General features: G+C 54.9%; 21 protein-coding genes and 3 tRNA genes. 7 read left to right on the forward strand and 17 right to left on the reverse strand.

Annotation, left to right across the window (positions count from 1 at the left end; translation table 11 throughout):
* Positions 1-81: 81 nt before the first annotated feature.
* The gene (locus tag FHI25_RS00530) at positions 82-1,560 is read left to right on the forward strand and encodes a deoxyribodipyrimidine photo-lyase (protein WP_210514063.1); all 1,479 of its coding nucleotides are present in this window, start codon (positions 82-84) and stop codon (positions 1,558-1,560) included.
* Between the two features lie 37 nt (positions 1,561-1,597).
* On the opposite strand, the gene FHI25_RS00535 is transcribed toward FHI25_RS00530, so the two are convergent.
* Positions 1,598-3,145: a CYTH and CHAD domain-containing protein gene (locus tag FHI25_RS00535; RefSeq protein ID WP_210514065.1), complete on the reverse strand. Its 1,548-nt coding sequence runs from the start codon at positions 3,143-3,145 to the stop codon at positions 1,598-1,600.
* Between the two features lie 419 nt (positions 3,146-3,564).
* Here FHI25_RS00535 and FHI25_RS00540 point away from each other — a divergent pair, with 419 nt between their 5' ends.
* Entirely contained in the window at positions 3,565-4,020 is a 456-nt protein-coding gene (locus FHI25_RS00540; protein WP_210514067.1) for a hypothetical protein, read from the forward strand.
* A 71-nt stretch (positions 4,021-4,091) separates the two neighbouring features.
* Here FHI25_RS00540 and FHI25_RS00545 read toward each other — a convergent pair.
* From FHI25_RS00545 to infA, 5 genes are all read right to left on the reverse strand, one after another.
* Positions 4,092-4,167: transfer RNA gene (locus FHI25_RS00545), tRNA-Phe, on the reverse strand.
* 117 nt (positions 4,168-4,284) lie between these two features.
* Complete coding sequence (yacG, locus tag FHI25_RS00550; RefSeq protein WP_008891756.1) at positions 4,285-4,485, reverse strand: DNA gyrase inhibitor YacG; 201 nt, start codon at positions 4,483-4,485, stop codon at positions 4,285-4,287.
* Entirely contained in the window at positions 4,478-5,887 is a 1,410-nt protein-coding gene (locus tag FHI25_RS00555) for a ribonuclease E/G (protein WP_210514071.1), read from the reverse strand. Before FHI25_RS00555 ends, yacG begins: the two co-directional genes overlap by 8 nt.
* Before the next feature lie 2 nt (positions 5,888-5,889).
* Positions 5,890-6,471 carry a nucleoside triphosphate pyrophosphatase gene (locus FHI25_RS00560; protein ID WP_197145542.1) on the reverse strand — a complete coding sequence of 194 codons (582 nt, stop codon included), beginning with the start codon at positions 6,469-6,471 and terminating at the stop codon, positions 5,890-5,892.
* 149 nt (positions 6,472-6,620) lie between these two features.
* Positions 6,621-6,839: a translation initiation factor IF-1 gene (infA, locus tag FHI25_RS00565; protein WP_007092059.1), complete on the reverse strand. Its 219-nt coding sequence runs from the start codon at positions 6,837-6,839 to the stop codon at positions 6,621-6,623.
* 254 nt (positions 6,840-7,093) lie between these two features.
* Between infA and FHI25_RS00570 the strand changes: the two genes are divergently transcribed.
* Positions 7,094-7,588, forward strand: coding sequence for a GNAT family N-acetyltransferase (locus FHI25_RS00570; RefSeq protein WP_210514074.1), 495 nt, complete (start codon positions 7,094-7,096; stop codon positions 7,586-7,588).
* A gap of 9 nt (positions 7,589-7,597) precedes the next feature.
* Here the strand turns inward: FHI25_RS00570 and FHI25_RS00575 are convergent, their stop codons facing one another.
* The 7 genes from FHI25_RS00575 to FHI25_RS00605 all read right to left on the reverse strand — a co-directional run bounded on the left by FHI25_RS00575 (position 7,598) and on the right by FHI25_RS00605 (position 12,782).
* Positions 7,598-8,044, reverse strand: coding sequence for an arsenate reductase ArsC (locus tag FHI25_RS00575; protein WP_008891760.1), 447 nt, complete (start codon positions 8,042-8,044; stop codon positions 7,598-7,600).
* 6 nt (positions 8,045-8,050) lie between these two features.
* A complete protein-coding gene (locus FHI25_RS00580; protein ID WP_008891761.1) occupies positions 8,051-8,527 on the reverse strand; it encodes a UPF0262 family protein in 477 nt (158 codons plus the stop codon).
* 43 nt (positions 8,528-8,570) lie between these two features.
* Complete coding sequence (gene hisD, locus FHI25_RS00585) at positions 8,571-9,866, reverse strand: histidinol dehydrogenase (RefSeq protein WP_210514077.1); 1,296 nt, start codon at positions 9,864-9,866, stop codon at positions 8,571-8,573.
* Positions 9,856-10,515: an ATP phosphoribosyltransferase gene (gene hisG, locus FHI25_RS00590; protein WP_008891763.1), complete on the reverse strand. Its 660-nt coding sequence runs from the start codon at positions 10,513-10,515 to the stop codon at positions 9,856-9,858. Before hisG ends, hisD begins: the two co-directional genes overlap by 11 nt.
* A gap of 46 nt (positions 10,516-10,561) precedes the next feature.
* Positions 10,562-11,854, reverse strand: a complete 1,293-nt coding sequence (gene murA, locus FHI25_RS00595) for a UDP-N-acetylglucosamine 1-carboxyvinyltransferase (protein WP_008891764.1) — start codon at positions 11,852-11,854, stop codon at positions 10,562-10,564.
* A gap of 81 nt (positions 11,855-11,935) precedes the next feature.
* Positions 11,936-12,490, reverse strand: coding sequence for a dCTP deaminase (gene dcd / locus FHI25_RS00600; protein ID WP_062956196.1), 555 nt, complete (start codon positions 12,488-12,490; stop codon positions 11,936-11,938).
* Positions 12,491-12,620: 130 nt separating this feature from the next.
* On the reverse strand, positions 12,621-12,782 hold the full coding sequence (locus tag FHI25_RS00605; protein WP_210514081.1) for a hypothetical protein: 162 nt from the start codon (positions 12,780-12,782) through the stop codon (positions 12,621-12,623).
* A 201-nt stretch (positions 12,783-12,983) separates the two neighbouring features.
* On the opposite strand from FHI25_RS00605, the gene FHI25_RS00610 reads away from it, so the two are divergent.
* Both FHI25_RS00610 and FHI25_RS00615 read left to right on the forward strand, forming a co-directional pair.
* Positions 12,984-13,058, forward strand: a tRNA-Thr gene (locus tag FHI25_RS00610).
* 27 nt (positions 13,059-13,085) lie between these two features.
* Positions 13,086-13,160 (forward strand) — tRNA-Thr (locus FHI25_RS00615).
* A gap of 128 nt (positions 13,161-13,288) precedes the next feature.
* Here FHI25_RS00615 and FHI25_RS00620 read toward each other — a convergent pair.
* Together FHI25_RS00620 and FHI25_RS00625 are read right to left on the reverse strand one after the other, a co-directional pair.
* On the reverse strand, positions 13,289-14,572 hold the full coding sequence (locus FHI25_RS00620) for an oligosaccharide flippase family protein (RefSeq protein ID WP_210514085.1): 1,284 nt from the start codon (positions 14,570-14,572) through the stop codon (positions 13,289-13,291).
* A 6-nt stretch (positions 14,573-14,578) separates the two neighbouring features.
* Positions 14,579-15,610 (reverse strand): NAD-dependent epimerase, encoded by a 1,032-nt coding sequence (locus FHI25_RS00625; protein WP_210514088.1) that lies wholly within the window; start codon positions 15,608-15,610, stop codon positions 14,579-14,581.
* A gap of 235 nt (positions 15,611-15,845) precedes the next feature.
* Here FHI25_RS00625 and FHI25_RS00630 point away from each other — a divergent pair, with 235 nt between their 5' ends.
* Positions 15,846-16,589: a putative metalloprotease CJM1_0395 family protein gene (locus FHI25_RS00630; protein WP_210514091.1), complete on the forward strand. Its 744-nt coding sequence runs from the start codon at positions 15,846-15,848 to the stop codon at positions 16,587-16,589.
* A 296-nt stretch (positions 16,590-16,885) separates the two neighbouring features.
* Complete coding sequence (locus tag FHI25_RS00635) at positions 16,886-17,539, forward strand: response regulator transcription factor (protein ID WP_008891795.1); 654 nt, start codon at positions 16,886-16,888, stop codon at positions 17,537-17,539.
* Between the two features lie 123 nt (positions 17,540-17,662).
* On the opposite strand, the gene FHI25_RS00640 is transcribed toward FHI25_RS00635, so the two are convergent.
* Positions 17,663-19,627: a response regulator gene (locus FHI25_RS00640; RefSeq protein ID WP_210514093.1), complete on the reverse strand. Its 1,965-nt coding sequence runs from the start codon at positions 19,625-19,627 to the stop codon at positions 17,663-17,665.
* 89 nt (positions 19,628-19,716) lie between these two features.
* On the reverse strand, positions 19,717-20,715 hold the full coding sequence (locus tag FHI25_RS00645) for an MDR family oxidoreductase (RefSeq protein WP_210514095.1): 999 nt from the start codon (positions 20,713-20,715) through the stop codon (positions 19,717-19,719).
* Positions 20,716-20,795: the final 80 nt, after the last annotated feature.

A 20,795-nucleotide genomic window follows, 5' to 3' on the forward strand; every position in this document is an offset into this window, starting at 1 on the left:
AGATGCTGTCACAGTCGTGACGCTCTCTCCCCTCCGGCTTACAATCCCCCCGAAATGCGCCAAAAAAACACAGGAAGACAGATGACCGAACGCACGATCGCCGTGATGTGGTTTCGAAACGACCTTCGACTGGCGGACAATCCGGCCCTTTTGGCAGCCGTCAAATGGGCCAAGGAACATGACGGTGCTGTCCTTCCGGTTTTCATCCTGGATGACGTGATTTCGGATCAATTGGGTGGCGCGACGAAATGGTGGCTGGAAAAAAGCCTGACCGCGCTGAACCGCGATATCGCCGGTCTTGGCGACACAAAGTCTGATCGCGCCCTTCGCCTGTTTAAGGGGGACGCAAAAACCGTTCTGGAAACCCTTGCCGATGACAAACCGGTCAAGGCGGTGTTCTGGAACCGGCTTTATGACAATCCATCGACCAAGCGCGATACCGACATCAAGGCAGCCCTTCAGGACCACGGCCTGACCTGCGAAAGTCACAAGGCCAACCTTTTGTTTGAACCGTGGGACGTCAAAACCGGATCAGGCACCGATTTCAAGGTCTATAGCCCGTTCTGGCGGGCCTGCCAGAAGCTCCCCACCCCGCGCGAACCAAAGTCCGCCCCAGAAAGCCTTGCGTTATTCAAGGGTGAGGTTGATGGACAAATCAACATCGCCGACTTTGACCTGTCGCCAAAGCCGGTGAATTGGGCCGGCGGCCTTGAGGAGCGTTTCGCCCCCGGCGAACAGGGTGCCAAAGATCAACTTTTTGAGTTTATCGATGATCGTCTTACCGATTATGCCGATATGCGCGATCGCCCGGACCGCCGGGTGACGTCGGAGCTCTCGCCGCATTTGCGCTTTGGTGAAATCAGCCCCTATCAGGTCTGGCATGCAACCAACCACTATGCCGATGCCAACCCGGGCAAGGGCAAGACCGCCTCGAAATTCATCGCCGAACTTGGCTGGCGGGAATTCGCCCATCACATCCTGTATCATGCAACCGATCTGCGTTCTGTGCCGCTTCAGGGCCAGTTCAAGCATTTCCCCTGGTCAGATGACGCAAAGGGCCTTCGCGCCTGGCAAAAAGGCCAGACAGGTTTTCCGATTGTCGATGCCGGCATGCGCGAACTTTGGCATACGGGCTATATGCATAACCGGGTGCGGATGATTGTGGGCTCGATCCTGGTAAAGCACCTTTTGATCCATTGGCGCGATGGTCTGGAGTGGTTTGACGACACGCTTGTTGATGCCTGCCCGGCCAACAATCCGTTTTCATGGCAATGGATCGGCGGCTGCGGGGCCGATGCGGCCCCCTATTTCCGCATTTTCAACCCGGTGCTTCAGGGCGAAAAATTTGATCCGAAGGGCGAGTATGTCCGCCAATGGGTACCGGAACTGCGTGACATGCCCGAACAATATATCCACAAACCGTGGGAGGCCTCCCCGCTCATCCTCAAGGCCGCTGGCGTAACGTTGGGGAAAACCTACCCCGAGCCCCTGATAGGGCTGAAAGAAGGCCGTGAGCGGGCTCTAAGCGCCTATCAGGATATGAAACAGGCTGCCGGGTGATCCCGACAGCCTTTCGCGTTCCCAGTGCAGACGGTGCCTATTTCCAGAAAACCTTCTGATCGATGAAATCGTGCATGGCATCTTCGATCCCCTCAAGACGATGATCAGCACGTGCGCCGAACCAGCCCGATATCAGACCGACCGCAATCATCCCGTCTTTTGAAAGCTGTGGTGCAAGTGCCATCAAACGCGCTTCGGCAACGGCGGCGTCCTGAAGCTGGCCCAGGATTTCCTGCATCGTCGTCAATTTGCTGCGAAACTTCTTGACCTTTTTCGAACCGTAGATGGCCCCGAAGAACTCCGTCCCATAGCGCATCTGTTTGACATCAAGACGAAGCGCATGAAGTTGCGGCGTCGTCAGACCCGCAACATGATCACCGCGTTTGGTGACCCGTTTATAGGCCTGTTCCAAAAGCGGTTCGGCCATTTCCGACACCGGTGCGGCCATCGCCTTCATTTGCGCGGCACTGGCTCCTGATGCCCAGCGCGAATAGCTTGCCCATGCGCCAAGCAGCAAAAGCAACTGCCCGTATTCCGGCTGATCGAGCATGTGCCGTGCGTTGGCAAGGGCGGCTTCGCGTTGCTTTTCAGCGGCCTTGCGCAGCTCCGCCACACCCGCGTGATCGGGGAAGCGTTCCTCGATCATTGGCAGAGTCTCGGTCAGGAACACATCCCAATCGCGCAAGCCATCAAGCCCCTTGCTGCACAGTTTCAACAACCGGCGCAGCAATACGGCCTCGCCCGCGGGCAGGTTTTTCTTAAACAGGTTCAGGGCCACGCGCAGGCGGCGCATGCCCACCCGCATCTGATGGCAGCCTTCGATATCAAGGTCCTGACGCACGCAAACCTCGTTACTCAGGATCATGCGAAGCCCCTGCGCGATCACGGCACGAAACGCGGTTTCCGCCGACATATCCGGGGTCAGTTGCACTGCCGCCGCCCGATAGGCACCCGGCCCATTGCCAAGATACAGGTCACGTCCGCGCGACGCCTTGGACCGCATGCTCAGTAACAGCGGCACGGTGCGTTGCAGCTCAAGTGCAAGGTCAAAAAGGGCTGCCGGATGGCCTTCCTTAAGCTCGAACTCGACCTCGGAGATCGGCACTTCCTTCTCGCCAGATCGGACAACACCCTGATCAATGGCAAGCTCAATCACCGCATCGCGATAGGTCAGATCCACCGCCCCGCGTTTAAGATCGCTTTCGAAAATGCGGTCGATCTTCTTTTTCTTCACAAACTTCTTAAGAAGCTTTTTGACGTCCTTGTCGGTAAACCGGTCAAGATCAAGAACACCTTCCTCAAGCTCGACCGTCCATTCATTACGCTCAGGCAAGGCTTCACGCAGGCCGTTGGTCGCCTTGATGGTCTGCTCCCAACCAGTCGCGCCCTTCTTGCGCAGACGAACCGCCAGGCCCTTTTCAGCCAGCGAGAGTTTCGGCGTGTCATGATAGATGGAGACAAGGTGCGTGGTCACCAGACGACGACCTTCCTTGACCTCGCGCAGGACCGGCGCGTTTTTAAGACGCGCGACATGTTTCGGATCGATGCGAAGTTTGAGTTCGATCTCGATCTGCTTCTCGGCCATCTGGTTCCCCTAAGCGAGTTATTGTCACAGCGCGTCGTCGCGCTGTTCCGCCACCAAGTAGTAACCAATTTTATGTTTCAGCGGTTTGAAACAAGAAGCGGGAATGATGGTAGCGGAATGTAAGATTTTCGCAACAAAAGGCAGAAACGCCCCCAAAATCAAGCCTTAAAAGACCGATCAGCATTTTGCACAACCCTCTGTTTTCATTTGAAAACAAATAGGGGCAATCAGGTTCATTTGATACAGATTGCTTGCACATACCTTGCGCATTCACCCCTGACACAGGCCCCATCAAGTCGTTGATGCAAGGGCGATTCTGAACGGTTGCACCGTCATATATTGATAACAGTTTCGCACCGTTTGCGAATTGCGTTTTGTCAGTTACAGTCTGTTCAAATTCAATCTGCCAGAGGGCGAAGATGCTTAGCCGTAGCCACACTTTCAAGACCGCCCTGATCATGGGGATTGCCATGCTGATCAGCGGCTGCAAAACGACAACCACCGCAACCGCCCCTGAAATCAGCTATGACGCCTGGCAGACCAAACAATCGGCATCGACCGTGCCCTATAGCACCAACACCATGGTCAAAATCAATCTGAACTGGTCGCGCATCGGGCCGTTTTCGCGTTATGACACCTGGGTTCGGGCCAATGCCTTTGGCGGGATGTTTGATGTTTATGGCGCGCAGACCTGCCTTGGCAAATTTGTCCGCGATGATCGACTGGCCCCTGCTCATGGCTGGTGGGAACTGATTTGCCAGGATGACAGCTACGCTGCTGGAAAATTCCAGCTGACCCAACAGGGAAACATTCTGGGCATCGGCAATGCGATCAATGGCGAGAAGGTCGGGTTTGACCTGCCGATCCCGAATTAAATCGACCGGTAGCTGAGATGAAAAAACAAAAAACCCGGCCAGAAGGCCGGGTTTTTTTGGCTACCGAAAGATGGTGCCCAGGGGCGGACTCGAACCACCGACACGCGGATTTTCAGTCCACTGCTCTACCAACTGAGCTACCTGGGCAAATCCGACTTTCGTCTCCGTTTCCGGAGTGTTCCCTGCGGAACGAGCGGGGTTATACAAACTCCTTTGGGGCTTGTCCAGCCTCAAATCGCATTTTTTTTGCGATCACGCGTCGGATTAAAATTCTTCTTCATCTTCAAGGTCTTCGAGATACTCGGGCGGCTCGGCGGCGGGGATGGCGTAGCTTTCATTCATCCATTTGCCAAGGTCGAGATCCGCACAGCGTTTGGAGCAAAACGGCGTGTATTTTTCATCAGCCGGTTTGCCGCAAACCACGCAGTCGGAGCTGGCTGTTTTCGTTATCTTTTTTTCATTCATGGTGGTTTTTCTCCAACCGATAGGCATCGTCTTCAAGGGTCGGGTCCGCGACAATTTTCGGCGCACCCCCAAATGCATTTGCCAGGATCTGGATCGCATCCGCCTGATCCGCAAGTGCCTTCGCCACACCAGGGTTTACGCACAGTTTAACCATCCCGGTCACCCCGTTTCGGCTTTCGGCAACAACGGCGCGCAAAACGACATTGAGCGCGGCATCACGCAAAAGAGGAGCGCGTTCCTGTTTGGCAAACAGCGTGGCACGAAGCGATTCGCCCGCCCGTTGGCGACTGAACTCATAAAGCCCCAATCGCGTGAAGCCACCAATCTGTACCGCACCATCAAGCTCGCTGCCAAAGGCATCACGGATAGCGATATCGAACTTGTCACGCCCTGCCCGTGATTTCATGCGAAGCGGATCAATCACCACAAGACCACCGATGTTGCGCAGGCGGATTTGATGCACGATTTCGGCGGCGGCCCGAAGGTTGACTTCGACCGCACGGGTTTCGCTATCACGCCCGACATCTGCCCCGGCGGCATTGACGTCAATGGCACAAAGTGCGGTTGCTTGGTCAATGGCAATCCAGCCCCCACCCTGCAACTCGACACGTGGCGACAACGCAGCGGCAATTTCGTCTTCGATACCCTGATCGTTGAATAACAGTCGGCTGCCGACATGACGCGCAAGATTGTCATCCGACTTACCCAGCATCGTCAGCAATCCACGCAACCGCACGAATTCGTTTGTGCCATCGACAACGCATTGCCCACCCGCCATCAGATGCCGTTCGATCACCTGATCGGTTTCTGATTGTGCCTTGCTGACCAGTTGCGGCTTCGATGCCTCGGACAGGGCCTTTTCGGCCTTTTGCAATTGTGATTTCAGAAGTTTGTATTCGGCGGTGATGGCATCACGCGTCCAGTCGAGTGCGACGGAACGCAGCATGATCCCGTTGTGACCGGCCTGAAGAGAGCTTAGCAATTCATGAAGTTCGGTGCGCCGGTCCCCGTCCTTAAGCTTACGCGGCAACTCGATATGGTTGGCCCCCGGTCGCAGGATCATGCCAACACCTTCAATCGCGATCCGGCCGGTAAGTTTCACGCCCTTGTCGTCAAAACCAAGGCGGGCGATTTGCACCAGAACCCACTGCCCTTCATGCAGCGGGCCGTTATAGCGATCAAACGGCAAAAGCCCATCAGGCAACCCGTCAAGCGCAACCATGGCGGCGGCCATTTCGGGCATCATTTTGGAAACACGGCCAAGATGGATATCAAATCTTGCCGGACCGCCGCGATCAATCCACAAACGGGTCAGGCGGTCATTTTCGATCAGGGCCACCCTGCGCTCAAGCGCAACGGCATCAATCAGCAGGCGGGAGTTATGAGTGCCGCCAACTGCCATGATCAAACCTCTTTGGGGTGATAGCCGAGACCGCGCAAAAGACCGTCCACCTCGCACAGCGACAGCCCGACAACGTTGGAGTACGATCCCGAGATCGCCTTCACAAAGGTCGCGGCAAAGCCCTGAATGGCGTATGCCCCAGCCTTGCCCTGCCACTCGTCATGGGAAAGATAGCGCTTCAGGTCATCGGAACCAAGGGTTCGGAATTTTACCTGTGTTTCGATCACGCGCGATCGTTCGGTTCCGTCCGGGGCAATCACACACATGCCACCATAAACACGGTGGCGACGCCCCGACAGGAGTTCAAGGAACTTGCGTGCCTCTGCCGCGTCTTCGGCCTTGCCCAGTGCACGCCGGCCACAGGCAACAACCGTATCCGCCGCAAGCACAAAGGCCCCGCCGTTGGATTTGGCAACAAATCGTGCCTTTTCCTCGGCAAGGCGAAGCGCCAGCCGACGCGGACTTTCATCGCGCATGGGTGTTTCATCGATATCTGCGGGAACGACCTGATCTGGCACAATTCCGATCTGCGCAAGCAGCTCAAGACGGCGCGGCGATGCAGATGCCAATATCAGTTTCGACAAGATGTGGCTCCCGGATATCCGTCCCAGACCATTCCGACCAGAAATGTGATAAATACTCACATTTCGATGCAGGCAGCAAAATGCACCCTGACGGCAAGGGTAAACGCCCCGCCAGACAAGGTCAATTTGCGCTTGGTCGTGGTTTCAGATTACTTGAAACGGAAGGTAATACGACCTTTGGTCAGGTCATAAGGGGTCATTTCGACGCTGACACGGTCACCTGCGAGAACGCGGATACGGTTCTTGCGCATTTTGCCCGAGGTGTGGGCAAGGATTTCGTGGTCATTGTCCAGCTTCACGCGAAACATCGCATTGGGCAGAAGTTCAACGACAGTGCCCTGAAACTCGATAACGTCTTCTTTAGCCATGTGACTCCTAGCTTTCGTATTGCAATATCAAAATACCGGTGGGCGGCAAACTGCTCTGAACCGGGCAAAAGGTCAAGTCCTTTCACGTCTCAGGCGTGGCGTTACAGCACTGCGTTAAACGAATGGCGACGTATCTGTGCTGCCAAACTGTATGGAATAAGGATTGCGCGAAAAGAACCGGGTCAGCCCTTTTCGAATGCCGGTATGCGCCCTAAGATGCCGCTATCTTTCCGGCCTTTCATGAAAGCTCCCGCATGACCAATCCTCATACCATTGAAATACGCCTTGCAGAACGCGATGACGCACCGGCACTCCATGCCATGATTTGCGAAATCGGCAAGGCAACAGGATGTGCGGATAAAATTGTGAGCACGCCCGAAGATCTGGCGCGGGATGGCTTTGGCAAAGACCGCGCGTTTGACGCGCTGATTGCGATTGCCGATGACACGCCGGTGGCCATGTGCCTGTTTTTCCCAAGCTATTCGACATTCCGCGGACGGCCCGGGCTTTATATTCAGGACCTTTATGTCGCACCAAGCCATCGCGGCGGCGGCTTTGCCAAACGTCTGGTGGCTGCGGTCGCCAAACATGCCCGTGCACACGGCAAATCCTATATCCGGTTATCGGTCGATGCGGAAAACATAATTGGCCAGCGGTTTTACGAAAAACTTGGCATGCGCCATGCCGAGGACGAGAAGATCTATGTACTTGATGGTGCTGCGTTCGAAGTCCTCAGCAGCGCGGATTAAGCCAAGCAATCACATGGTGGGGGCAGGACCGACCGGGAAGCGATCAAGGATGCGTTTCTTGATCTGGTCACGCACCTGTCGGTAGGCCTCAAGGCGAATTTCACGCGAGCCTTCGACGATTGTGGCATCAAAGGTATTCCAGAATTCGACGTCACAGGCCATGGTGCGGGTCATTTCGACCGCACGGTGCTGGGCCTCGGGAGACATCGTGATGATCAGATCAAAGAAGCCGTCTTCAAGCTGATCAAAGGTTTTGGAATTGTATGAGGAAATATCAAGACCGATTTCCTCCATCACCGCGACGGCAAAGCCATCAAGCTCACCGGCACGCACCCCGCAACTTTCAACATAAATCCGGGTCCCGTGATAGTGACGCATCAAGGCAGCAGCCATCACCGAACGCACGGCATTATAGCTGCAGGCAAAAAGAACCGAGCCGGGGAGTTCTTCTGCCACCGTGCCTTAACCCCGGATGTGAAGGACACAGATCAACGTAAACAGGCGACGCGCGGTATTTTCATCAATCGTCACCTTGTCGGCCAAAAGCTCTCGCAATTGTTCGGAGCCCTCGTTGTGAAGACCGCGCCTCGCCATATCGATGGTTTCGATCTGCGCGGCACTGGCCTTTTTGATGGCGTCATAATAGCTTTCACAGATCATGAAATAGTCTTTGACGATCCGACGAAACGGCGACAGCGGTACGGGAATGGTCGTCAGGTTTTCGGTATCATCGTCGCCGCGCACATCCATATAGATGCGGTTTTCTTCGATGCGCATATGCACCGAATACGGACCTTCGAAACCGCCAGCCGGTTCGAAATGGTTCTCTTCGAGAAGGTCATAGATCGCCACCGCCTGCTCATGCTCGACCTCAGGACGGCGTCTTACCTTGTATTTCTCGTCAAGATAGATACCGGCAATACACTGGTTTTCTGCCATGGCTCTCTCGCTCCGGTCCCTTCACACGCTGCATTGCAACAGCTTACATCTGGTTTGAACGGATCGCTACCGAAAGTCCATGTGCCTGCAGACCTTCGCTTTCTGCAAGGGCGATTGCCGCCGGGCCGATTTTTGCCAGACTTTCGGGTGTGCACTTGATCAGCGACGAACGCTTGATGAAGTCCAAAACCCCAAGGCCGGACGAGAAACGCGCCGAGCGGGCCGTCGGCAGGACATGGTTCGGGCCGGCAACATAATCGCCGATGGCTTCGGGCGTATAACGGCCGAGGAAAATCGCACCGGCATGGTGAATGTCTTCTGCCAGTGCGTCCGGGTCGTCGACCGCCAATTCCAGATGTTCCGGTGCGATCCGATCCACAAGGGCCGGAGCCTGCGACAGATTTTCGACCAAAACAATTGCACCAAAGTCGCGCCAGCTTGCCCCGGCGATTTCTGCACGCGGCAGTTTTTCAAGATGGGCATCAATCGCCACCTGCACCTGATCGGCGAAGTTTGCATCATCGGTGATCAGGATCGATTGCGCGACCGGGTCATGTTCGGCCTGCGACAGCAAGTCTGCTGCCACCCAGCTTGGATCGTTGCTGCCATCGGCAACCACCAGAATTTCCGAAGGCCCGGCAATCATATCAATACCGACCTGACCAAAGACACGGCGTTTGGCCGCGGCAACAAACGCGTTGCCCGGACCGACGATCTTGTCGACCGGCTTGATGGTTTCGGTGCCATAGGCAAGGGCTGCAATCGCCTGCGCCCCGCCGATGCGGTAAATCTCGTCAACACCGGCAATTCGGGCCGCAGCCAGAACCAGCGGGTTCATTTTATTGTCCGGGGTCGGCACCACCATGACAAGGCGTTCCACACCGGCAACCTTGGCCGGAATGGCGTTCATCAGAACCGATGACGGATAGGATGCCAGACCGCCCGGAACATAAAGCCCGGCCGCCGATACCGCACGCCAGCGCCAGCCAAGCTCAACACCGCTTTCATCGGTATAGCGTTCATCGGCCGGCATCTGCTTTTCGTGGTAGGCACGAATGCGCTTTGCTGCCAATTCCAGCGATTTGAGAAGGTCCGCATCAATGTCGGCAACCGCTGCATCGACCTCGGCCGCGCTCACCGCCATGCCGGACGCATCTATACCAAGGCGATCAAAGCGCTTGGTGTAGTCACAAACGGCTTCGTCACCGCGATTACGGACATCGGCAATAATATCGGCAACAGCCGCATCAACATCGGCATCCGATTCGCGTTTCATGCCCAGAAGCTTGACGAAATCTTCTTCGAAGCTGGCGTCAGTAATCGAAAGCTTAAGCGGCATTGAGCACCTCGGAAAAACGGTCGATCCAGGGCTGGATATCGGTCGGGCGGGTTTTCAGCGCGGCACGGTTGACGATCAGGCGCGACGTCACATCGGCAACATGTTCGATTTCACGCAGGCCATTGGCCTTAAGCGTGTTGCCCGTCGACACAAGGTCGACGATACGGCGGCACAGACCAAGTGTTGGTGCCAGTTCCATCGCGCCATTCAGCTTGATGCATTCAGCCTGCACGCCCCGTTTGGCAAAATGCGTACGGGTGATGTTGGGATACTTGGTCGCGACCCGGACATGCGACCAGCGTGACGGATCATCGCCTTCGATCATTTCTTCGGGTTCGGCAACGGCGATCCGGCAATGCCCGATATTAAGATCCAGCGGCGCATAGATATCCGGATAATCAAATTCCATCAGGACGTCGTTGCCGCAGACACCGATATGGGCTGCGCCAAAGGCGACGAAGGTTGCGACGTCAAAGCTGCGCACACGGATGATATCGATATGCGGATGGTTGGTGGCGAAACGAAGCGCACGGGATTTCGGATCATCAAATGCCGCTTCCGGTTCGATCCCGGCGGATCGCACCAGTGGCATCACCTCGTCAAGAATGCGCCCCTTTGGCAGGGCAAGCACCAGCTTTTCGTCACTCATCAATCAGTCGCCTTACGCGTTTTTCAGTTATCCGGTAGACCTGATATCAGGCCGGAACCCGGACACGTTCGATCTGCGCCCCGCAGGAGCTCAGTTTTTCTTCAAGCCGCTCATAACCGCGGTCCAGATGGTAGACACGGTTAATAACCGTCTCGCCCTCTGCTGCCAAGCCTGCAAGCACCATCGAGACCGAGGCACGCAGATCGGTTGCCATAACTTCAGCCCCCGAAAGCTTCGCACTGCCGCGAACAATCGCCGAACGGCCATGCACGTTGACATCAGCGCCCATGCGGCTGAGTTCCGGTACGTGCATGAAACGGTTTTCGAAAATGGTTTCGGTGATCATGGATGCACCGTTGGCCACCGACATCAGCGCCATGAACTGGGCCTGCATATCGGTCGGGAAGCCCGGATAGGGTTCGGTCATCACGTCAACACCCTTAAGCGTCGCACGGTTACCGCGCACCTTAAGGCCATCTTCGGTTTCTTCAACTTCGACCCCAGCTGCACGCATCGCATCGACAAGGCTGTCGATCAGTTCCATGCGGGTTCCGGTCAGTTCGATCTCGCCACCGGTGATGGCTGCTGCAATCGCATAGGTCCCGGTTTCGATACGATCCGGCACAACCGAGTATTCCGCGCCATGCAGGCGCGGCTTGCCGGTGACTTTGAGGGTATCGGTTCCGATGCCTTCGATCTCGGCCCCCATGGCAACAAGGCAATGAGCAAGATCAGACACTTCCGGCTCGCGCGCGGCATTGGCGATGGTGACAACACCGTCGGCCAGCGATGCGGCCATCAGCGTGTTTTCCGTCGCGCCCACCGAAACCTGCGGGAACAGGACATGTCCGCCTTTCAGGCCGTCGGGCGCGCGGGCTTCGATGTAACCCTCGGTCAGGTGGATTTCCGCACCCATGGCTTCCAACGCCTTGAGATGCAGGTCAACCGGGCGGTTGCCAATTGCACACCCTCCAGGAAGCGACACACGGGCAACACCACAGCGCGCGACAATCGGACCAAGCACCAGGACAGACGCACGCATCTTGCGCACCAGATCATAGGGTGCCGTGGTCGAGGTGATTTCCTTGGCAGTCATTTCCAGAACGCGACCGGTATGGCCACCATTGGGGGCATGCCCGTTCAGATGCAACGCGACACCATGCTGGGCCAGAAGATTGGCCATCGATGTGATATCTGCCAAATGCGGCAGGTTCGAAAGGGTCAGCGTTTCATCTGTCAGAAGGGCCGCTGCCATCAACGGCAGAGCCGCGTTTTTGGCACCGCCGATTGCAATTTTGCCCTGCAGGCGGCGACCACCGGAAATCTTGATCTTGTCCATTCAGTCCTCTTTGTGCTGCGCGCAATGGCACAGCGAACGCGTGTCTTGGTGGTTCACCACCAGATTGTTGCCACCCCTTTATCACAGGCGCGGCAATGTGACACCTTTTTGGCCCATATATTTCCCTGCGCGATCCGCATAGGAGGTATCGCATTCACTTTCCGCCTTAAGGAAAATGAACTGACACGCCCCTTCATTGGCATAGATGCGCGCCGGAAGCGGTGTGGTATTGGAAAATTCAAGGGTCACATGCCCTTCCCATTCGGGTTCAAGCGGCGTGACATTGACGATGATGCCGCACCGGGCATAGGTCGATTTCCCAAGGCAGATCACCAGCGTGTCGCGCGGGATGCGGAAATACTCCACCGTGCGCGCGAGCGCGAAACTGTTGGGCGGGATCACGCACACGTCGGTCTGGCGGTTAACGAACCCGTCATCGGAAAATTCCTTGGGATCGACAATGGCCGAGTCGACATTGGTGAAAATCTTGAACTCGTCAGCGACGCGGGCGTCATAGCCGTACGAGCTGACACCGTAGGAAATCACACCATCGCGTTTGAAACCGTCGACAAACGGTTCGATCATGCCTTTTTCCTGCGCCATCTGGCGTATCCAGTGATCCGGTCTTACCGACATAGTGCCACCCCTGTTTTTGCGAAAATCCCAACCACGTTCAGCACCCACGGTTTTACCCGCCCGCTGGCCTCAAGATCAACCAAACGATGCACGCGCCCATCAAAGCGAAGGTGAAAAATGACGTGCGTGATCAATCCTCAGATTTTTCGTCGGAGGCCGGACCTTGTGGATCGCTTTTGCGCGAGCGTTGCTGTTGCTTGCGCTTGGCCAGATTGGCACGCAGGGCTTCGGCTTCACGCTTCAGGCGTTCCTCGTTCACGGCGGGGCGCATATCGGATTTTTTGGCAGTCATGGTGCAATCAAAGTTCCGTCAGATTTATGCGGGTTTGAGCGATTGGCCTGTTATAAAACAGCGCGCGAAAAATTACAGCCGATCTTGACGAAAACAGGGCGAAAAGGCCTGCCACGGGAACAATCGAAAAACTTCGCATAATTCAGGCTTGACCAATTACAGATACGTGGCCTATAACCCGCCCGCACCGCAAGGGCTCATGCTGCTGTAGCTCAGGGGTAGAGCACTCCCTTGGTAAGGGAGAGGCCGGGAGTTCAAATCTCCCCAGCAGCACCATTGCCCACCGGTCAGCCTGTTTATCGGGCTGCTGTAGCTCAGGGGTAGAGCACTCCCTTGGTAAGGGAGAGGCCGGGAGTTCAAATCTCCCCAGCAGCACCATTTTCCGAATACATTCAAAAATAACGTTGGCAAGCCCGCATCAAAGTGATGCGAGCCTACATGATATTTATTTGTCTGGATTTAAGGCAAGTCGCACGCTCTTGCCGTATCCGGAATTACAGACGGGCTCAGCGTGTCAACAAGAATCTCATAGAAAAAACAGTCGGATCCACGCCAAGTTTATGGCGGCACACAGCTGCCAAAATCATTGGATAGATAGCTACAATGGCAGCCAACACCCAAATTGCAGCGGTCAATCCCCCAGTCTTCATCGCAACCGCACCAGCACCTGTCATCAAAATAGCAGCAGAACAAACCACATTGCGTGCCATCTTGTGATGCCCAGTCATTGTGAGCAAAGCAATTGCGGGGCCAGCTGCGGCATAAATCAAATATGCACCCAACATGATTCTGAGAAGCGGCACCACTTCAACATATCCATCACCGAAGAAGCTTAGCAAGCTCGGTGCAAAGACTACAAAGCCAACACAGACAGGAATAGCAACAATCATCGTAAACGCAGCAGCACGCGCTACAAGAGCCTGCAACTCGGTGTGATTGTCATTTGACATCGCCTGAGACAGGAAAGGGGTGATTATCGACTGCACAGCAGTAAGGGCGAAAATCACCAACATAGCAAGCCTGACGACGGCACTCATTTCCCCAGCCTCAGGCGCTGAGAGTAATATACCAGCCAGAAGAATGGGAGCCTGGTTGAGCAAAGCAGTTGCAGATTCAGACAATAAAAGGTTGACGCCGTGCGACAGCCATTCCCGTACTTGCTTGCCGCTTAGACTGAAAGCCCCCGTCCAGTTCACCTTCTTGTCAAAAAACACAAATGAGATGCTGACTAACAAAGAAGATGCAAGCGCAATACTGTAAGCTAACCCCACACCAAAATTTCCGATGCCGGGGACCAGAGCAAAATGCAACAACAGTATAACAGTCATAAATGCAACCGGTCGCACAACGGCTTCGCCCACTACAGCGCGCGACACGTTCCCATCTGCTCTGATAATGTTTTGGAAAATTGCCAGCATTGCAGCCAGCGGCAATGAGATCGCTACAGCCGCCGACACCTGCACAGTAAATCCTCGTAAGTAATGAAGCAATAACGCAAACGTGACCGCTGCCAACACCGACAGAAATAGTGTCAAGCCTATAGCAATGCGTTTGATACCACCCGAGGCGGCAAGTTTGCCTTCTGTGCGATATTTTGGCAAGAAGCGCACAAGAGCGACGTCGAGCCCCAATGTCGTGATTTTTGCCCCGATGACAATTACACCAAGAATAACACTGAAGAACCCGAACAGCTCTTTTCCGCCATATCGCGAGATAAACACGCTGGCCAAAAACATCATACCCGCCGAGAACGCATTGGCGAGCAGCACGAAGATCGCTGCAAATTTCAAATCATGTTATCCGTAAAAAGATCGGTACCAATCAGCGAAGTTGTTAATCCCCGTTTCAATCGGTGTTGCTGGTTTAAAGCCAACGGCATCGGTCAACGCATCGACATCGGCGTAAGTTGCCGGAACGTCTCCATCTTGCATCGGCAGCATGTTTTTCTCTGCCGTTTTACCCAGTGCCTTTTCGATCGTCTCGATCATATACATCAGCTCGACCGGGCTGTTATTGCCGATATTAAACACCCGATAGGGTGCCGAACTGGTTGCGGGATCGGGCTTGGCCGAGTTCCAGTCCGGGTTCGGTTTGGCGACGGTCGAGATGCAACGATAAACACCTTCGACGATGTCGTCGATATAGGTAAAGTCGCGACGCATCTTGCCTTCGTTAAAGACGTTGATCGGTCGCCCTTCGAGGATTGCCTTGGTAAACAGGAACAGCGCCATGTCCGGGCGCCCCCAAGGACCATAGACGGTAAAGAAGCGAAGACCGGTCGTTGGCAGACGATAGAGATGGCTGTAGGTGTGGGCCATCAGTTCGTTGGCCTTTTTCGACGCAGCATACAGGCTGATCGGGTGATCAACATTGTGATGCACGGAAAACGGCATTTCGGTATTCATGCCATACACCGAACTACTTGATGCATAGACCAGATGCTTCACATTGTTGTGGCGGCATCCTTCGAGGATATTGGTGAAGCCAACCAGGTTGGCATCAATATAGGCATGCGGATTTTCAATCGAATAGCGCACCCCGGCTTGGGCCGCCAGATTGACAACATAGGTCGGCTTTTCAGTCGCGAACAGATCAGCAATGCCTTCGCGGTTTTCGAGATCCATACGGACGAATTTGTAACCCGGCTTGCCTTCCAACCGTGCGAGACGCGCCTCTTTGAGGTTAACGTCATAATAGTCATTGACGTTATCAAGTCCGACAACGGTCGCCCCCTGCTCCAGCAGTTTCAGGCAAAGATGGAAACCGATAAAACCGGCCGCACCCGTAACAAGTACCTTTTCATTCGCCGGAATGATGAAGTCGGACATGCGCGTTGGAATTCCTGATTGAAGCACAGCATGAAGCGCGTCAGGCGCTGGTTGGCAATTCGGGATTTTTGATACCAGCAAGGGTTCGGATGCGCAAGCCATCAACCCTTATAATACGCCTCAGGACCGCTGTATCTAAAACTGCGTATTGCGAGCCGAGACTCCCGGTCATTTTTCTGCTATGGTGTCTTTTCGTATAGGTTTCGTCTTAAAGTTACGAGCGACGTAAAAACAGATGATTTCAGCTGGTCAAACCATAGCCAACCCGAATGGGGGCGGTTTGGGCGTTATCCTGAATGTTCGGGAAATCGCACAAACTGCTGATGGGCGTGTTTTGGCCGAATATGAGGCCATTGAAGTCCAGCGTCAGGGCGGAAATGCGTCATCTGTTTCGCCATATGCCATTGCTGGCGCCGGCTCAGACGGTGCACGCACGCGGATTGTTGATCCACGCACCCTGACCGAGGCACAAGCAGTTGCTGGCGGCGTCAGCCGCGCGGAATACCGCGAGGCACGCGAAACCAATTCGGAAAACGGCAACACCGCAAATGGTGCTTCGTCCAATCAGGATCTCGACCCGGCTGAAGAAGCTGTCGTCAATCAGCTGCGCGCCCGAGATTCAGCTGTACGCCAAGAGGAAAAGGCCCATGCCGCTGCTGCCGGGCCTTATGGCTCTGCGCCGCAATACACATATCAGATTGGCCCGGACGGTAACGCTTATGCGATTGGTGGTCACGTTGATGTAAGCGTATCACTGTCAGGCAGTGCGGAAGACCGTGATCGTGCGCTGGCTACCTTGCAAAATGCGGCACTGGCACCAAACGCGCCATCAGGTGCCGATATGGCAGCCTTCCGTCAGGCAAGCCTGCAAAGAGCAACCAGTGATGGTATTGATATAAACAATACTACCGAAGAATCCGCACGTAACGAGGCGATGTCTAAAAACGGCGCGCATCAGAATATTTCAATTTCTGTGTAACTTTTCCTATCGCGGTTCCTTCTGATCCCCTGATATACTATTCGATGCGCGATGAAATACTTATCCTTGAGTTCGGATACCTATTCACTTGGATAGATGCTGCTATCAAAAACTATCCTGCCGTTTGACAGGGACACCGTTTTGTTGAATGCTGCGCTCGCGTCCGGGGGGGACGCTTGGATTGAAAATATCAGAATCGCGCGAAACCATATTATTGCAATTGTGGATCGCGTTTCCGAGGTCGCTGTCCCAATTTATTTCAGTGAGCTTTGGACAAGAACAGGTACGGCATAAAAATGAACATCCTGCTAGCAGACGATCACGATCTCGTCAGAGACGGGATCACTTCCTTCCTAAAACTCGCAGCGCCGGAAGTTGAAGTCGCGCAGGCGAAAGACTTCGCAGAAGCACTTGCCGTCGTTGACGGAGAAACCAACGTCGAACTGACCATCCTCGATCTGAACATGCCTGGCATGAATGGATTGTCAGGTCTGACCGTCATGCGCCAGAAACATCCTGAAATTCCGGTGGTTATTCTTTCAGGCTCGGTTAAACGCAGCGACGTTCTGAACGCACTGGAACATGGTGCGTCGGGATATCTGCCCAAGACGCTGTCAGGTAAATCCCTGATCAACGCCCTGCGTCTGATTTTGTCCGGCGAAAAATACATTCCGTCTGCATTGCTTGAAGACGATGGCACGCAGATGCGCCCGGGTGAGATCGACCTTGACGGCCTTGCACCAGACAACCCCTTGCGGCAGTTGACCAACCGCGAGCGCGAAGTGCTGGGTCTTCTGACCAAGGGCCTTTCCAACAAGGAAATCGCCAAACAGCTAACCGTTCGCGAAATTACCGTGAAGGTCCATTTGACCGGTATTTTCAAGAAGCTTGGTGCTGCCAACCGTACACAAGCGGTAAAGATTGCCATGCAATTGGGCTGGGAAGCCTGATCGCTGCCAACTCCAGGCAAACACATCAAAAAGCCCGGCATGATGCCGGGCTTTTTCTTTATCAATTTAAATCATAAGTCCACTTGCAGCCCAAAGCCCACTGCGGATGCCTGCGGGCCAAAATTAAGCTGCGAACACTTCACAAAGCTCATCAAGTGTAGCCAGAAGTTCCTTCAAGTTCAGCGGCTTTGACATCACTGTCACCGGTGCATCTGGCCCATCTTCATCCTCAACCGGTCGGTCAGCGTCGCCCGGGTGGCCGGTCATGACAATCACTGGCAGTGCGGGATTGCGTTCCCGAAGTTCCTTGACCAAGGCGTTGCCATCCATATGAGGCATGCGAATGTCTGTAATCAGGATGTCAGGCTGCACAACACCCGCAATCGCCAACGCATCTTCACCGTTGTTTGCGGCGGAAACATTAAAGCCCTGTGCTTCAAGATATCCCGAGATGATTTCCATGGCATCAAGTTCGTCATCGACGACAAGCACGCGAATTTTGCCGCGTGCTTCGGCATTCGGCGGCACCTTGGTCAGCCAGCCATCCTCCTGACCTGCGTCGGAATGATGATCCACCTTCGCGGTGTCCACATCCGCAAGCGGCAGAGTGATTTCGAAACAGGCCCCGTCACCCTCATTTCGGACATCAATTCGGCCGCCCATGGCCTCGACAATGCCAAAACTGACCGACAGCCCGAGTCCAGTTCCCTTTCCAACATCCTTGGTCGTAAAGAACGGATGAAACAGCAAGTCAATGGCGGCTTCCGGAACACCCCCGCCATTGTCGTTGACAGCCAGTTTCAATGACTTCCGGGCTTCGTCAACCATTGCGCTGACACGGATCAAACCTCCGATACTGCCGGCATCATCACCGCTTTCGTTTATGGCATCGCGCGCGTTGCTTAGCATATTGACTAGAACCTGTTCCAACTGAACCTGCCGGCCATTGACGAAACAGCGCTGCCGGGGGGCCACAACATCAATTGCAATGCCCGACAATCTGCAATCATGTTCGACCATGTCCACAGCACGCTCAACCGCTTTCATGACGTCGAACGGCGCAAAATCATCGTCGTCCGGACGGCTATATATCTGAAGATGCTTGATGATTTCGGACATGCGCTCTGTCTGGGAACTGATGAGCGCCAGTCTTTCGCGCTGGAAGGCCGGTTTCACGGCATCCAGATCATATTGCAGGGCGCAGGTATCTGCGGCCATCCGGATGACGTTTAGCGGCTGATTCATTTCGTGGGCAACGGATGCTGCCATTTCGCCAAGCGTTGCCAGTTTGGACGTTTGAACCAGTTGACGTTCAACTTTGCGTTTGTCGGTAACATCTTCTGCCAGCATCAGCATGGCTGGCGCCCCCTCGTGGGTGAAGGCAATGGCCGAGACTTCCAGCTCGACATTTTCGCCTTCCGGGCGTTGGCAGATGATTGTGAAGTCCGCACGCCCCGGATACCCGTTTCGATAGCGCGAAATATACTCCTCAAGCGTTTCGCGGCTTGAAGGATGCACCATTTCCATGAAGGATCGCCCGACCAGTTTATCACTGTCGCGCGCGCCCAAAATGCTGACACCCTGCTGGTTCATATAGACGATCTCTTCACCACTCAGGACAGAGATCAGTTCTGGTGCCAGCTCGACCAGTTTGCGGTAACGCTCTTCACTCTCCTTGAGCGCGCGTTCGGCGCGCGACCGTTCAATCGCATACCTGATGGAACGCCTGATTGTACGGCCATCAGGAAATTCCTTGGTCAGATAGTCTTCAGCGCCATGTTGAAGGGCTTCGAACGCAAGTTCTTCGTCCTTGTGGCCGGTCAGGACGACGACGGGTGCGGCATTGGCACAACTGCGTACACGGCTGATGGTCTGCACGCCAGACGAGTCCGGCAAGGTCAGATCCAGCAAAACAACATCAAACAGCGCCTCTGGGCCGTCACAATTCAGCACCGCCATTGCGGATGCAAGATCGCTTCGATGCTCGATATCAAACGGCTCGCCGGTTTCTTCCAGCAGGGTACGCACAAGAAACGCATCCCCGGGATTATCTTCGACAAGAAGAATTCGGAACCGTTGTTCAGGCATCACGTTCATTTCCAGCTTTCAGAGATACGGGTTTTCGCACCGCATCGCACGGATCGAAAACCCGTTGATTCTGCATGGTTTTGCGGGTGCTAGCAATCCTGAACATCAACAAGCAGACGTCCCTGCACCTGCCCTTTGAGGATCTTCTCCCCCCATGGCAGAATATCGGACAGTGCAACTTTCGTTGTTGCAGATTGCAGTTGATCTTTGGGTAGTTCGCGCGCGAGGCGCTGCCATGCACGCACGCGTGTCTCGTAGGGACACATGACCGAATCAATCCCGATCAGTTTCACACCGCGCAACAGGAACGGGATAACTGTCCCGGGCAAATCCGGACCACCGGCAAGACCGCAGGCGGCAACGACACCATGGTATTTCATCTCGGAAAGAACGTGGGCAAGCGTCGTGCTACCAACACTGTCGATTGCCCCCACCCATCGTTCGGTCAGAAGAGGTTTGCTTGTATCGGTCAGTTCATTGCGATCAATGATCGTACTTGCCCCGAGGTCACGGAGATACTGATGCGTTTCGGCCCGTCCCGTCGATGCGGCAACCCGATAGCCAAGCGCAGAAAGTATTGAAACAGCAACAGAACCGACACCCCCGGCGGCCCCGGTCACAAGGACTTCACCATCCTGCTTTGTCGACACACCCTGGTCTTCCAGTGCCATGACTGCCAGCATTGCGGTGAAGCCCGCCGTGCCGATTGCCATTGCCTGTGACGCATCAATTCCGGCAGGTAACGGAACAAGCCAATCGGCCCTCACCCGTGCAAGCTGGGCATACCCGCCCCAATGGGCTTCGCCAACCCGCCAGCCGGTCAATACAACTTCATCGCCGGGCTTATACCGATCATCGGTTGATGAAACGACTTCGCCGGAAAAATCGACGCCGGGCACGTGGGGATAGGTGCGCACAAGCCGGCCCAATCCGTTCAGGACCATGCCGTCCTTATAATTGAGAGTTGACCATTTGACTCGAACCAGCACTTCTCCTGCGGGCAGGTCATCTGTCGTCAAGTTCTTGAATTCTGCTGTAACGCTTTTTTCTTTCTGGTCCAGGACCAGTGCGCGAAATGAGTCAGCCATGGGATCCTCCCGATCTGTTCGGATGATCGATCAAGAGTATGGTGCCCACCACCGTGCGTCAAACACGCAGGTTACATCCG

Source organism: Thalassospira sp. ER-Se-21-Dark (genome assembly GCF_017922435.1).
Taxonomy (GTDB): Bacteria; Pseudomonadota; Alphaproteobacteria; order Rhodospirillales; family Thalassospiraceae; genus Thalassospira.